The 13,765-nt window shown below is 68.0% G+C and carries 18 protein-coding genes; 9 read left to right on the top strand and 9 right to left on the bottom strand.

Features of this window, described 5'->3' with window-relative positions; genetic code table 11:
- Positions 1 to 46 precede the first annotated feature (46 nt).
- From LYSCAS_RS15055 to LYSCAS_RS15095, 9 genes are all read right to left on the bottom strand, one after another.
- Entirely contained in the window at positions 47 to 1,492 is a 1,446-nt protein-coding gene (locus LYSCAS_RS15055) for a WS/DGAT/MGAT family O-acyltransferase (RefSeq protein WP_213434861.1), read from the bottom strand.
- Positions 1,493 to 1,541: 49 nt separating this feature from the next.
- Positions 1,542 to 2,249 carry a hypothetical protein gene (locus tag LYSCAS_RS15060; protein WP_213434862.1) on the bottom strand — a complete coding sequence of 236 codons (708 nt, stop codon included), beginning with the start codon at positions 2,247 to 2,249 and terminating at the stop codon, positions 1,542 to 1,544.
- Positions 2,250 to 2,312: 63 nt separating this feature from the next.
- A complete protein-coding gene (alr, locus tag LYSCAS_RS15065) occupies positions 2,313 to 3,404 on the bottom strand; it encodes an alanine racemase (RefSeq protein ID WP_213434863.1) in 1,092 nt (363 codons plus the stop codon).
- A gap of 43 nt (positions 3,405 to 3,447) precedes the next feature.
- Positions 3,448 to 3,648, bottom strand: coding sequence for a hypothetical protein (locus LYSCAS_RS15070; RefSeq protein WP_213434864.1), 201 nt, complete (start codon positions 3,646 to 3,648; stop codon positions 3,448 to 3,450).
- 31 nt (positions 3,649 to 3,679) lie between these two features.
- Positions 3,680 to 5,092, bottom strand: a complete 1,413-nt coding sequence (locus tag LYSCAS_RS15075) for a replicative DNA helicase (protein WP_213434865.1) — start codon at positions 5,090 to 5,092, stop codon at positions 3,680 to 3,682.
- 250 nt (positions 5,093 to 5,342) lie between these two features.
- Positions 5,343 to 5,795, bottom strand: a complete 453-nt coding sequence (gene rplI, locus LYSCAS_RS15080) for a 50S ribosomal protein L9 (RefSeq protein WP_213434866.1) — start codon at positions 5,793 to 5,795, stop codon at positions 5,343 to 5,345.
- A gap of 84 nt (positions 5,796 to 5,879) precedes the next feature.
- Positions 5,880 to 6,110 (bottom strand): 30S ribosomal protein S18, encoded by a 231-nt coding sequence (rpsR, locus tag LYSCAS_RS15085; protein WP_213434867.1) that lies wholly within the window; start codon positions 6,108 to 6,110, stop codon positions 5,880 to 5,882.
- Positions 6,111 to 6,122: 12 nt separating this feature from the next.
- Entirely contained in the window at positions 6,123 to 6,542 is a 420-nt protein-coding gene (gene rpsF / locus LYSCAS_RS15090) for a 30S ribosomal protein S6 (RefSeq protein WP_213434868.1), read from the bottom strand.
- 167 nt (positions 6,543 to 6,709) lie between these two features.
- Positions 6,710 to 7,048, bottom strand: a complete 339-nt coding sequence (locus LYSCAS_RS15095) for a HesB/IscA family protein (RefSeq protein WP_213434869.1) — start codon at positions 7,046 to 7,048, stop codon at positions 6,710 to 6,712.
- 109 nt (positions 7,049 to 7,157) lie between these two features.
- On the opposite strand from LYSCAS_RS15095, the gene asnS reads away from it, so the two are divergent.
- The 9 genes from asnS to LYSCAS_RS15140 are packed head-to-tail and all read left to right on the top strand — an operon-like array spanning position 7,158 to position 13,747.
- On the top strand, positions 7,158 to 8,558 hold the full coding sequence (gene asnS, locus LYSCAS_RS15100; RefSeq protein ID WP_213434870.1) for an asparagine--tRNA ligase: 1,401 nt from the start codon (positions 7,158 to 7,160) through the stop codon (positions 8,556 to 8,558).
- A gap of 4 nt (positions 8,559 to 8,562) precedes the next feature.
- Positions 8,563 to 8,868: a hypothetical protein gene (locus tag LYSCAS_RS15105; RefSeq protein ID WP_213434871.1), complete on the top strand. Its 306-nt coding sequence runs from the start codon at positions 8,563 to 8,565 to the stop codon at positions 8,866 to 8,868.
- A gap of 4 nt (positions 8,869 to 8,872) precedes the next feature.
- Positions 8,873 to 9,172, top strand: coding sequence for a hypothetical protein (locus LYSCAS_RS15110; RefSeq protein ID WP_244858573.1), 300 nt, complete (start codon positions 8,873 to 8,875; stop codon positions 9,170 to 9,172).
- Between the two features lie 25 nt (positions 9,173 to 9,197).
- Positions 9,198 to 9,842, top strand: coding sequence for an FMN-binding negative transcriptional regulator (locus LYSCAS_RS15115; protein WP_213434873.1), 645 nt, complete (start codon positions 9,198 to 9,200; stop codon positions 9,840 to 9,842).
- A gap of 1 nt (position 9,843) precedes the next feature.
- Positions 9,844 to 10,629, top strand: a complete 786-nt coding sequence (locus tag LYSCAS_RS15120) for an SDR family oxidoreductase (protein WP_213434874.1) — start codon at positions 9,844 to 9,846, stop codon at positions 10,627 to 10,629.
- 10 nt (positions 10,630 to 10,639) lie between these two features.
- Positions 10,640 to 12,091, top strand: coding sequence for an aldehyde dehydrogenase (locus tag LYSCAS_RS15125; protein WP_213434875.1), 1,452 nt, complete (start codon positions 10,640 to 10,642; stop codon positions 12,089 to 12,091).
- On the top strand, positions 12,088 to 12,753 hold the full coding sequence (can, locus tag LYSCAS_RS15130; RefSeq protein WP_213434876.1) for a carbonate dehydratase: 666 nt from the start codon (positions 12,088 to 12,090) through the stop codon (positions 12,751 to 12,753). Before LYSCAS_RS15125 ends, can begins: the two co-directional genes overlap by 4 nt.
- A gap of 11 nt (positions 12,754 to 12,764) precedes the next feature.
- Positions 12,765 to 13,199, top strand: coding sequence for a RidA family protein (locus LYSCAS_RS15135; RefSeq protein WP_213434877.1), 435 nt, complete (start codon positions 12,765 to 12,767; stop codon positions 13,197 to 13,199).
- A gap of 2 nt (positions 13,200 to 13,201) precedes the next feature.
- Complete coding sequence (locus LYSCAS_RS15140) at positions 13,202 to 13,747, top strand: 3-hydroxyanthranilate 3,4-dioxygenase (RefSeq protein ID WP_213437863.1); 546 nt, start codon at positions 13,202 to 13,204, stop codon at positions 13,745 to 13,747.
- Positions 13,748 to 13,765: the final 18 nt, after the last annotated feature.

Here is a 13,765-nt window from a genome sequence, read left to right on the forward strand (position 1 = left end):
TTGGCGTATTCAGCGTTCAAGATCGAGTCATGCAGGAAACGCGCTCTTACGGCATCAACGCGTCCGCGGCGACGCTGTCCAGGTCGTGGTCCCAGTCGCCCATCAGCGCGAGGTACAGCAGCTTTTCGAACTCCGGCCCGAAGCGGCGGATCACCGCGTCCGGATCCGGCACCAGCTTCGCGTCGCCGATCAGGCCGAAATGCACGCGGCCGTTGTAGCTGAGGATCGAGATGCCCACGCCGATCGAGCCGGTCTGCGGCACCCAGAACATCATTTCGCGCACCATGCAGCCCGCCATGTACAGCGGTTGCTGCGGGCCCGGCACGTTTGTCGCGACCGCCGTGGCCTTGCGGCTCAGCAACTCCAGCGCGATCGATTGCACCGCCGGCGGCGCGATGCCCAGCGCGGCCAGCAAACCGAAGGCGACGATCGCCTGCCGCGAATGCTTCAACTGGTGCATGCATTCGCCGACGAACTCCAGGCGCCGGATCGGATTGGATTCGCCCACCGGCAGGTCGAGGAACACCAGGCCGAAATGGTTGCCGAGTTTCTTCGCGTGTTCGAGCGGTCGCAGGTTGACGGGCACGGTCGCGCGCAGCGTCACGCCGTCGAGGTCCGCGCCGCGTTCGAGCATGTACCCGCGCAGCGCGCCGGCGGCCGCGGCCATCAGCACGTCGTTGACCGTGCAGCCGCATGCGCGGCCGACGGCTTTCACTTCTTCGAGGTCCAGCGGCTCGGCCCACGCCACGCGCTTGCTGACGCCGAGGTCGCCGCGCAGCAGCGACGGCGGATCATCGGGCAACGCGAGCGCCTGCAGCAGCTCGCGCGCGATCTCGCCGCCTTCCTTCGCCAGCATGCCGGCGAGCGTGGGATCGCGGTACATCGCCATGCCCTGCTCGAGCACCTTGCCGCCGAGTTTCATCGCGCGTTGCGCGGCGCCGACGCGTTGCGCGACGGGCGCGGCCTGTTCCTTCAGCCACGCCTTGTCGAGGTCGCTGCCCTTCACCGGCGTGGGCGAGGTATCGGTGAGCGACAGCAGCACCTGCACGAGCGCGATGCCGTCGGCGTAGCTGTGGTGGATGCGCGCGATGAGCGCCGACCCGCCTTCGTATTTTTCGACGAGGTGGAATTGCCACAACGGCTTGCCCGGATCCAGCGGGCTGGAGGCAAGCTGGCTCACGTAGCGTTCGAGCGCGCGCTTGTCGCCCTTGCCGGGCAGCGCGGCGAGTTGCACGTGCCAATCGAGGTCGAAGTGTTCGTCGTCCTGCCAGTACGCGCCCGCGGGCGTGTCGACGGGCTTCTGGCGGAAGCGCGCGTAATCCAGGAACCGTTGCTTGACGACCTGCTTCAGCGCCTTGAGCGACATCGCCGATTCGAACATCAGCACGCCGGTGATCATCATCGGGTTGGTGCCGCGCTCCATGCGCAGCCAGGCGGTATCGACCCGCGACATCGGTTCGCGCGTGGCGCGCCTGCGTGCCTTCTTCGCCATCGATGCCTCTCCCTGAGGCCGCAAGTGGATCACGCGCGGCGCAAAGGGGTCAACGCAAGGCGGCGGCCACCGGGGACGCGGGCCGCGGCGCGACGAGCAGGCGCAGGGCCAGCAACGCCACCAGCACCAGCCCTTCGATGCACCAGACCGACCACGGCACGCCGAACGCCGCCGCGAGGCATTGCTTCCCATCGATCCATGCGCCGTACACCGCGCGGTCGATGAAGGGCACCGGCAGCAGCGGCAACATCGGCAACACGAACGCGGCGGCGAACACGCGCCCGCGATGCTGCGGCTTCAACGCGCGCCAGCAGGTCCACAGCGGCGGCAGCGACAAGGCGAGCACGGTGGCCGTGGCCAGCCAGCGCCCCGCGACGGGAAATGCCAGGTCCCACAACACGCCTTCATCGCCGCCGCCCATGCCCGCGGTGAGCAGGCGCAGGAAGGGTTTGTTCGCGATCACCAGCGCGAAGCCCCACCACGGATCGCCGCCGCGGCGCGCCGCCACGACGATCCACGCCAGGCCGATCCACATCAGCAGGTAGCTCAATGCCGGGCCCGCCGCGATGGTCCACGGCCAGCGCGTGCCGCACTCCGCATCGTTCGCGAACAGGCTCAGGCTCATGCGCCCCACGCCGTTGCAGATCAGCGCACCGCTCGCGTGGTGCGTGAATTCATGCGCGAACGAGGCCAGCCACGCGAACGCGACCAGTGCGAGCAGGTGCCGCAGGTCGAAGGGGAATCGATAGGTGCCCATGGTGCCGCCCGCAGGATGGAGACCTTCGGGGGATACGCCGGGGGCGGCGGCGGTTTACCGGCCTCAGGCTTCGACGAACCGCACGCGGCGCGTGATCGAGCAGACGAGCTCGTAGCCGATGGTCCCGGCCGCGGCCGCGATGGTTTCCACGGGGAGGCCTTCGCCCCACAGCTGCACGGGATCGCCGGGTTGCGCGTCGGGCTGGCCGCGCAGGTCGAGGGTCATCAGGTCCATCGAGACGCGGCCGACGATCGCGGTCGGCTTGCCGTTGAGCAGCACCGGCGTGCCGGTGGGCACGTGGCGCGGATAGCCGTCGCCGTACCCGATGGCCGCGACGCCGACCGGCATGTCTTCCGGGCACGTCCACGTCGCCGAATAGCCGATGCGTTCGCCCTTGCGCACGCGGTTGACCGCGATCAGGCGCGTGCCCAGCGTCATCGCGGGGCGCAGGCCGAAGTCCGCGCCGGTGGTGCCGTCGACGACCGAGATGCCGTACAGCGCCCCGCCCGGCCGCACCCAGTCGGCGTGCGCATCGGCCCAGCCGAGCACCGCGGCGGAATTGGCGAGCGAACGCGCGCCCGCCAGGCCCGCCGTCGCATCGGCGAACACCTGCATCTGCGCGCGCGTCTGCGCGCCGCCGCCGGCCTTGCCTTCGAATTCGTCGGAGCTCGCGAAATGATTCATCAGCACGATGTCGTCGGCGACCGCCGGCATCGCGCGCAGGCGCGCATGCGCCTCGCGCACGGCCTCCGGCGCGAAGCCGAGGCGATGCATGCCGCTGTCCACTTTCAGCCAGCAGCGGATCGGGTCGCCGTCGACCGCCTGTTCCAGCATTGCCAGCTGCGTGGCGTGGTGCACGACGGTTTCGACATTGAGGCGGCGCAGTTGCGGGATGTCGTCGGCTTCGTTGAAGCCCGACAGCAGCACGATCGGTTGCGACAGGCCCGCCGCGCGCAGGCGTTCGGCATCGCTCAGCGCCGCGACGCCGAACGCATCGGCGCCCTGCAACGCACGCGCGACGCGTTCGAGCCCGTGCCCGTAGCCATCGGCCTTGACCACCGCCATGACGCGGCTGCGCGGCGCCAGCGCGCGTACGCGCGACAGGTTGTGCCGCAGGGCATCGGTGTGGATCGTCGCGGAGGTCGGGCGGGCCATGCGGGGATTGTCCGTGAAGCGGCCCGCGCGCGAAAGCGCCCGCTCAGATGGCCTGCGGGATGTCCTGTCGAAAGACCTTGAACATGTCGATGCTGTTCGCATCGACGGTCGGATCCTGGAGCGCCAGCAACTGGCGGGCCAGCTGCAGCGCCTCGTAGCGATCCTCCGCGAGGACGTGTTTTCGGACCGGATCCTGCACCGACATCGCGTCGAACAGGAACTCCACCAGGTACACGTGCGCCATCGCCGGCCGCCTCCTTCGCAGGTTGGGGGAACTACTCGAAGCTGCCCACCGAATCGTGGGCCAGGTTGTCGAACCGCGTGTATTCGCCGAAGAACTTCAGCTTGATCGAACCGGTCGGGCCGTTACGCTGCTTGCCGATGATCACTTCGGCCAGGCCCTTGTCCGGCGAGTTTTCCTTGTTGTAGTACTCGTCGCGGTAGATGAAGACGATCACGTCCGCGTCCTGCTCGATGGCGCCGGATTCGCGCAGGTCGGCCATCACGGGGCGCTTGTCGGTGCGCGTTTCCAGCGAGCGGTTGAGCTGCGAGAGCGCGATCACCGGCACGTTGAGTTCCTTCGCCAGGCCCTTGAGCGAGCGCGAGATCTCGGAGATCTCGGTCGCGCGGTTCTCGCTGTTGCCCGGCACCGCCATCAGCTGCAGGTAGTCGATGACGATCAGGCCCAGGTCGTGCTCGCGCTTGAGGCGACGCGACTTGGCGCGCAGCATGTCGGGCGACAGCGCCGGCGTGTCGTCGATGAAGATCTTCGCGTCGCGCAGCAGGCGGATCGCACTGGTCACGCGGCTCCAGTCCTCGTCCTCGAGCTGGCCGGTGCGCAGGCGCGTGGCGTTGACGCGGCCGGTGGAGGAAATCAGGCGCAGTGCAAGCTGCGAGGCCGACATTTCCATCGAGAAGACCGCGACGGCCTTCTTGGTCTTCATCGCCGCGTACTCGGCCATGTTCAGCGCGAGCGTGGTCTTGCCCATCGCGGGGCGCGCGGCGAGGATCAGCAGGTCGGTGGGCTGCAGGCCCGCCGTCATTTCGTCGAATTCGGTGTAGCCCGTCGGCAGGCCGGTGACGCTGCCGCCGCTCTCGTAGCGCTTCTGCAGCACGTCGAAGGCTTCCGACAGCGCCTTGGTCACCGGGGTGAAGTCGGTGCGGCCGCGCGCGCCGGCTTCGGCGATCGCGAACACGTCCTGCTCGGCCTTGGCGAGGATCTCGGTGCTGTCGCGGCCGTCGGGCAGGAAGCCATCGTTGACGATGCCGGTGCCGACGTCGATCAGCTGCCGCAGCACGGCCTTGTCGCGCACGATGTCGGCGTAGGCCTTGATGTTGGCCGCCGACGGCGTGGTGCTGGCGAGTTCGATCAGGTACGCGCCGCCGGCCACCTGCTCCGACAGGCCCATCGACTCGAACCATTCGCCCAGCGTCACCGCGTCGTAGGGCTTGTTGCGTTCGGCCAGCTCGCGGATCGCGCGGAAGATCAGCTGGTGGTCGCGGCGGTAGAAGTCGGTTTCGACCAGGGCGTCGGCGACGCGGTCGTAGGCTTCCGGGGAAAGCATGAGCCCGCCGAGGACGGCCTGCTCGGCCTCCACCGACTGCGGGGGAATGCGCAACCGCTCGACGCGGTCATCGTTCCGCGTGGAGAACGCGGCATCGGAACGCAAACCCTGGCGCACGCTCATCTGTTGATTCGCTCCCCTGCCGCGACGTCATGGCGTCACGTTGTTTTCGTGATCGCCTCGGCGGCGACAGGCGGCAATCCTAGTCGTCCGCTGGCCAATGTGTTGCAGATAACCCTGTGGATAACCGGTGCAAATCTCACGGGCTGCGATTGCGAGAGCAATAGGGACGGACGGTCGGTTTTTTTGGTCGCGCAAACGGAAACGGGCGCCTTCGCAGGCGCCCGTCCGTTCAACGCGTTGTCGCGATCGCTTACGCGGCTTCGGCGACGACGATGACCTTGACGGTCGTCTCGATGTCGGCGTGCAGGTGCACGAGGACGTCGTATTCGCCGATGTTGCGCAGCGGGCCTTCGCCCATCACGACTTCCGACTTCTCCACCGGCGTGCCGGCGGCGGTCAGGGCTTCTGCGATGTCGCGCGGGCCGACCGAGCCGTACAGCTTGCCTTCCGTCGACGCATTGGCGGCGATGGTGACCGAGGTGCCTTCCAGCTTCGCCTTGCGGCCTTCGGCGCCGTCCAGCGAGGCCTTGGCCTTGGCTTCGTACTCGGCGCGCTTGGCTTCGAACTCGGCGACGTTGGCGGCGGTGGCCGGCACGGCCTTGCCCTGCGGCACGAGGAAGTTGCGGCCGTAACCCGGCTTCACTTTGACCTTGTCGCCGAGGTTGCCGAGGTTGGTGACTTTCTGCAGGAGGATCAGATCCATGGTGGTGCTCCGTATTCGTTAGCGGCGCGCACCGGCGCGCCGCAACTGGGTTGCTGTCCGAATGGACGGCGAACGAACCAACGCTTACGCGTTGTGGTTGTCCGTGTAGGGAATCAGCGCGAGGAAGCGCGAACGCTTGACGGCGGTCTGCAGCTGGCGCTGGTACTTCGACTTGGTACCCGTGATGCGGCTCGGCACGATCTTGCCGGTCTCGGTCAGGTACTGGCGGAGCGTGTTGAGATCCTTGTAATCGATCTCCTTGACACCCTCGGCGGTGAACTTGCAGAACTTGCGGCGGCGGAAGAACTTGGACATGGTCAGGATTCCTTAGGCGGCTTCGGCGGAGTCGTCGGTGTCGGCAACGCCAATGGCGCCGTCTTCATCGCGGCGGCGACGTTCGCCACGCTCGGGCTTGTCGCCCTTCTCGTCCTTGTTCTTCATGATCAGCGACTGCTCGGTGACCGCGTCGTCGCGCTTCATGACCAGGTGGCGCAGCACCGCGTCGTTGAAGCGGAAGGTATCGACGAGCTCGGTGAGCACGGCCTGGTCGGCTTCGATGTTCAGCAGCACGTAGTGCGCCTTCACCAGGTTTTCGATCGGGTACGCCAGCTGGCGGCGGCCCCAGTCTTCCAGGCGGTGGATCTTGCCGTTGCCGTTCTCGATGAGCGACTTGTAGCGCTCGACCATGGCCGGCACCTGCTCGCTCTGGTCCGGATGGACCAGGAACACGATTTCGTAATGACGCATCGGTATTTCCTTGTGGATGTGGCCCGTCATGCACGGACCTGACAGCCCCCCGGGGAGTGCAGCGATACCGCCGCCCGGTGGAGCAAGGGACCTCGACAGGCCGGTGGGCCGGAACGAGGGCGCGAAATTATGGGGGAATCAGGGGCTTACGGCAAGCCCGCGGGGCTTCAGGCCGCGTCGGCCTTGGTCGTGAAGCTCTCGCCGCAGCCGCATTCGGCGGTGACGTTGGGGTTCTCGAAGACGAACTGCTCCGACAGGCCCTGCTTCCGGAAGTCGATCAGGGTGCCGTCCACCAGGCCCAGGCTGTCGGCATCCACGAACACCTTCACGCCCGAATCGTCGAACACCGTGTCGCCGGGGCGCTCTTCGCGGGCCAGGTCGGCGATGTAGCCCCAGCCCGAACAGCCGGTCTTCTGCACGCCGAAGCGCAGGCCCAGCGCGCCGGGATCGGCGGCGAGGAACCCGCGGATGCGGTCGAGGGCGGCAGGGGCGAGGCGGATGGACATGCGGGACTCCGGGAACGTGCGTCGGATTGTAAGCGTGCGGCGGGGCGCAATCCCGCTCCGGTACACTTCGCCGTTCACAGTTGGCGGTCGAGCGAAGAGGAATCAAGGCATGACGGTGGTCAGCGTCGAACACGCGCTCGCGGGCAAGATGCCCGTCGGCGGCGAAGTCACGGTCCGCGGCTGGGTGCGCACCCGGCGCGACTCCAAGGCCGGGCTGAGCTTCATCAACGTCAGCGACGGGTCGTGCTTCGCGCCCATCCAGGTGGTCGCGCCCGACACCCTGCCCAATTACGAGGACGAAGTGCGCCGCCTGACGGCCGGTTGCGCGGTCATCGCGCGCGGCGTGCTGGTCGCCTCGCAGGGCCAGGGTCAGTCGTACGAGCTGCAGGCCAACCACGTGGAAGTGGTCGGCTGGGTCGAGGATCCGGAAACCTACCCCATCCAGCCCAAGGCCCATTCGCTCGAATTCCTCCGCGAAGTCGCCCACCTGCGCCCGCGCACCAACCTGTTCGGCGCGGTCACGCGCATCCGCCATTGCCTGGCCCAGGCGGTGCACCGCTTCTTCCACGAGCAGGGCTTCTACTGGGTCAACACGCCGATCGTCACCACGTCCGACGCCGAAGGCGCGGGCCAGATGTTCCGCGTGTCCACGCTCGACATGGCCAACCTGCCCCGCGATCCGTCGGGCGCGGTGGATTTCTCGCGCGACTTCTTCGGGAAAGAAACCTTCCTCACGGTGTCCGGCCAGCTCAACGTCGAAGCGTTCTGCCTGGCGCTGAGCAAGGTCTACACCTTCGGCCCGACGTTCCGCGCGGAGAACAGCAACACCACGCGGCATCTGGCCGAGTTCTGGATGATCGAGCCGGAGATCGCCTTCGCCGACCTCGACACCGACGCGCGCCTGGCCGAGGACTTCCTCAAGTACCTGTTCCGCGCGGTGCTCACCGAGCGCTCGGACGACATGGCCTTCATCGCCGAGCGCGTGCAGAAGGATGCGATCACGCGCCTGGAGACCTTCGTCAACGCGCCGTTCGAACGCATCGACTACACCGATGCCATCAAATTGCTGCAGGACTCGAAGGTGAAGTTCGACTTCCCGGTCGAATGGGGCCTGGACCTGCAGACCGAGCACGAGCGATGGCTGACCGAAGTGCACGTCGGCCGCCCGGTGGTGGTGATGAACTACCCGGAACACTTCAAGGCCTTCTACATGCGCCTGAACGACGACGGCAAGACCGTCGCCGCGATGGACGTGCTGGCGCCGGGCATCGGCGAGATCATCGGCGGCTCGCAGCGCGAGGAACGCCTGGACGTGCTGGATGCGCGCATGGCGCAGTTCGGCCTGGACCCGGCGCACTACGGCTGGTACCGCGATTTCCGCCGCTACGGCACCGTGCCGCACGCCGGCTTCGGCCTGGGGTTCGAGCGCCTCGTCGTCTACGTGTGCGGCCTGAACAACATCCGCGACGCGATCCCGTATCCGCGCACGCCGGGCCACGCCGAGTACTGATCCGTTGATCCTCTTCTTCGCCCTGCTCTTCGTCGCCATCGCCATCGCGGGCGCCACCGCGTTCGTGATCTTCTGGCCGCTGGCGCTGGTGCACGTGCGCGACAAGCATCCGCCGATCGCGGCGCAGCTCGGCACCGGTGCGTTCCTCAAGCCGGCCGCGCTCGCGTGGCTGCTGCGCGGCGGCTATCGCGAGGCGCGCGACCGCAACCTCAGCGGGCTGGCCACGCCGGCGCGCGTGTCGCTGATCATCATCTTCGCGGGCCTCATCGCCGCGGCGCTGCTGTGGGCCTGGTCGGTGGTGTATGTCTGAAGAGATGCTCCACGCACAGTGGTGGCTGGCGACGCTCGGTCGCACGGTGGTCTGGGCGCGCCTGCGCGTGCGCGAGGCCGGCACGGCGGAAGTGTTCGACAGCGACGGCAACACGCTGGTGTACGACAGCGAAGACACCGCACGCGCGGCGTTGATGGATGCCGAGTTCGTCGAATGGGACGGCCTGGACAGCGACGATGCGATCGACCGCGGCATCGACCTCGACACCGTCGCCCCGCCCCGCGCGGAGACGGACGAGGCCCTGCGCCCGCTGATGGTCCAGCAACTCGCACCGCGCCACTGACGCGCACGCCCCCGGAACGAATGCGATGTACCTCCCCCGCGCCTTCGCCGACCACGACCCCGCCGCACTCGATGCGCTGATCGCGCAGGACGCCTTCATCACCCTGGTCACCGTCGTTGACGGCGTGCCGACGGTGAGCCACCTGCCCGTCCTGTACCGCCGCGATGGCGCGCGCATCGAACTGCGCGGCCACTGGGCGAAACCGAACCCGCAGTCCACGCATACCGGCCCCGCGCTCGCGATCGTGCACGGCCCGCACGCGTACGTGTCGCCGTCCTGGTATCCCGACAAGGAGGAAGCCTCGCGCGTGCCGACGTGGAATTACGTCGTCGCGCACCTGCACGGCACGCTCGAGCGCCTCGACGACGAAGCCTCGCTCGCCGCGATCGTGTCCGACCTGACCGCGAAGCACGAAGCGAGCGTGGGCCAAGCCTGGGAATTCGAACACGAACGCGATTCGCATCGTGCGCTCCTGCGCGGCATCACCGGCTTCCGCATGTTGTGCGATCGCGTCGAACTGAAAGCCAAGCTCAGCCAGAACCACCCCGATGCGAACCGCGAAGCCGTCATCGCGCAACTGGGTGCCCAAACCTCCGACGCCAGCCGCGCCGTCGCGCGCCTGATGCGCGCCACGCTCGACCGTACGACCGATCCGGTCGCAGGAGACTGATTTGGACCTGAACCTTTCCGGCAAGCACGCCCTCGTCTGCGGCGCCTCCGAGGGCATCGGCCGCGCGACCGCGCACGAACTCGCATTGCTCGGCGCCGACGTCACCGTGCTCGCGCGCCGCGCCGACGCGCTGGAAGCGGTGGTCGCCGAATTGCCGAGCACGGGATCGCAGGCGCACGGCTACCTCAGCGCCGACGTGCTCGACACCGATCGGCTCCACGCGCAAGCGCAGGCGCTCGCGAACGGCAAGCGCGTGCACATCCTGGTCAACAACACCGGCGGCCCGCCCGGCGGCCCCGCGAATGCGGCGGACGCGGCGAGCTTCGAACGCGCGTTCCGCCAGCACCTGCTCGCCAACCAGGCGCTCGTGCAGGCCGTGCTGCCCGGCATGCAGGCCGCGGGCTTCGGCCGCATCGTCAACGTGATCTCGACCTCGGTGAAGGAACCCATCGCCAACCTCGGCGTGTCCAACACCATCCGCGGCGCGGTCGCCAGCTGGGCGAAGACGCTCGCCACCGAGCTCGGCGGCTTCGGCATCACCGTCAACAACGTGCTGCCGGGCTACACGCGCACGCAGCGCCTCGACCAGATCCTGCACGACCGCGCGCAAGCCACCGGCAAGCCCGAGTCCGCAATCGCCGACGGCATGCTCGCGACGGTGCCGGCCGGGCGCTTCGCCGACGCGAGTGAACTCGCCGCGGTGATCGCCTTCCTGTGTTCGCCCGCGGCGGGCTACGTCAACGGCATCAACGTGCCGGTCGACGGCGGCCGCACGAAGTCGCTGTAAGCTGCCGCGCATGCAACTCACGCACTGGATCGATGGCCAGGCACGACCGGCGGCGAACGGCCGGTGGCTGGACGTGTTCGACCCCGCCACCGCGCAGCCGTACGCGCAGGTCGCCGCGGGCGATGCGCGCGACGTCGACGCCGCGATCAGCGCCGCGGCGCGCGCCTTCCCGATGTGGTCGCAACTGCCCAACGCCGAACGCGCGCGCTGGATGGAACGCCTGGCCGATGCGCTGGAAGCGCGGCTGGAGGATTTCGCGCAGGCCGAATCGCGCGATGGCGGCAAGCCCATCAAGCTGGCGCGCGAGGTGGAGATCCCGCGCGCGATCAGCAACCTGCGGTTCTTCGCGCACGCCGCCACGCAGTTCTCCAGCGAATCGCACCACGGCCAGGCCGGGCTCAACTACACCTTGCGCATGCCGCTGGGCGTGGTCGCCACGATCTCGCCGTGGAATCTGCCGTTGTACCTGTTCACCTGGAAGATCGCGCCCGCGCTCGCGGCCGGCAACACGGTGGTGGCCAAGCCTTCCGAGATCACGCCGCACACGGCGACGATGCTCGCCGCACTCGCCGCGGAGATCGGGTTCCCCGCCGGCGTGCTCAACGTCGTGCATGGCCTCGGCCCGGACGTCGGCGAACCGATGGTGCTGGACGCGCGCACCAAAGCGGTGTCGTTCACCGGCAGCACGCTGGTCGGCAAGCGCATCGCGACGATGGCCGCGCCGCTGCTGAAGAAAGTGTCGCTGGAGCTGGGCGGCAAGAATCCCACGCTCGTCTTCGCCGACAGCGACTGGGAACGCAACCTGGACACGATCGTGCGCTCGGCGTTCCAGAACAGCGGACAGATCTGCCTCTGCGGTTCGCGCCTGTTGGTGCAGCGCTCCATCTACGCGGAATTCCGCGATGCGTTCGTCGAGCGCGCGCGCGCCCTGAAGGTCGGCAATCCCGGCGAGCCCGGCACCGAACTCGGCCCGCTCGTCTCGCAGGCGCATTTCGACAAGGTCGTGGCCGCCATCGCGCGCGCGAAGGACGAAGGCGGCCAGGTGCGTTGCGGTGGCGGCGTGATCGATCGCCCGGGCTGGTTCGTCGCGCCCACGGTGATCGATGGCCTCGGCCCCGATTGCGCCACCAATCGCGAAGAAATCTTCGGCCCCGTCGCAACGCTGCAGGCGTTCGAAGACGACGCCGACGCCTTGCAACGCGCCAACGCCGGCGACTACGGCCTGTCCGCGTCCGTGTGGACGCGCGACCTCGATCGCGCCCACCACATCGCCGCGCAGCTGCACTGCGGCATGGTGTGGATCAACACCTGGCTGATGCGCGACCTGCGCACGCCGTTCGGCGGCACCGGCCAGTCCGGTCTCGGCCGCGAAGGCGGCATGGAAGCCATGCGTTTCTTCACCGAACCCCGCAACATCGGCATCGCATTGCGAAGCCCTGCCCTTCCGGAGCCCGTGCGATGACCCGTCGCCTCGAAGACCTGCTGAAGAACAACCGCGAATGGGCCGAACAGGTCCGCCGCGACGACCCGGGCTTCTTCAAGCGTCTGTCGAGCCAGCAATCGCCGAAGTACCTGTGGATCGGCTGTTCGGATTCGCGCGTGCCCGCCAACCAGATCATGCGGCTGGATCCGGGCGAGGTGTTCGTCCACCGCAACATCGCCAACGTGGTGGTGCACGCGGACCTCAATTGCCTGTCGGTCATCCAGTTCGCGGTGGACCTGCTGAAGGTCGAGCACATCCTGGTCACCGGCCACTACGGCTGCAGCGGCGTGCACGCGAGCATGACGGGCAAGCGCGTGGGCCTGGCGGACAACTGGCTGCGGCACGTAGGCGACGTGGCGAACAAGCACGCGGCGCTGCTCGACGAAGTGGACACCGAGTCGATGCGCCACGCGCGCCTGTGCGAACTCAACGTCATCGAGCAGGTCGCCAACGTCTGCCAGACCACGATCGTGCAGGATGCCTGGGCGCGCGGGCAGACGCTGAGCGTGCATGGCTGGTGCTATTCGCTGCTGGACGGGCGCGTCAACGACCTCGAACTCGGCGTGTCCGCCTCGGACGAACTGCAACCGGCGTACGACAGCGCGCTGGCGCGCATCCGCAAGTCGAAGGCCCGCGAATGAGCGACGTGGACATGTCCAATACCATCCGGACCAGCGCCGCCCCCGCCCCCGTCGGCGCGTATCCGCACGCGCGGCGCGTCGGCGAGTTGCTGTTCCTCTCCGGCATCGGCCCGCGCGACGCGGCCACCAACGCGATCCCGGGCAACGATTATTTCGCCGACGGCCGCGTGCGCAAGTACGACATCGATGCGCAGGCGCGCGCGGTGTTCGCCAACGTGCGCGCGGTGCTGGAAGCCAGTGGCGCGCGTTGGGAAGACCTGGTCGACGTCACCGTCTACCTCACCGACATGGCGCGCGACTTCAAGGCCTACAATGCGGTGTGGGCCGAACATTTCCCCGATCCTGCGACGGCGCCGTGCCGCACCACGCTCGGCATCACCGCGTTGCCGACACCGATCGCGATCGAACTCAAGTGCGTGGCCGCCCTGCCGCGCGGAGGCGCGTGAGCATGCTGCCCGATCCCATCGACCTGCAGGCCTGGATCGAAGAACACCGGCACCTGCTGAAGCCGCCGGTCGGCAACAAGGTGGTCTTCGCCGGCGATTTCATCGTGATGGTGGTCGGCGGCCCGAACCAGCGCACCGATTACCACTGGGACGAAGGCGCCGAGTGGTTCTACCAGCTCGAAGGCGAGATGGTGCTGCGCATCCAGGAGCATGGTGATGACGGCGTCGGCCGCGTGCGCGACATCCCGATCCGCGCGGGCCAGACGTTCCTGCTGCCGCCGCGCGTGCCGCATTCGCCGCAGCGCATGCCCGACTCGGTGGGCCTGGTGATCGAACGCCGCCGCCTGCCGCACGAACTCGACGGGCTGATGTGGTTCTGCGAGCAGTGCAACGGCAAGCTGTTCGAGGAATTCTTCAAGCTGCACGACATCGAGCAGGACTTCCCGCCGGTGTTCGACCGCTTCTATTCCTCGCTCGAACACCGCACGTGCAAGCAGTGCGGGCACGTGAACCCCGCCCCGTCGAAGTACGTGATGCCGGATACCTGATCCGGCACCACGCCGGGC

Origin of the sequence: Noviluteimonas caseinilytica (assembly GCF_018406605.1) — a bacterium.
GTDB lineage: Bacteria > Pseudomonadota > Gammaproteobacteria > Xanthomonadales > Xanthomonadaceae > Noviluteimonas > Noviluteimonas caseinilytica.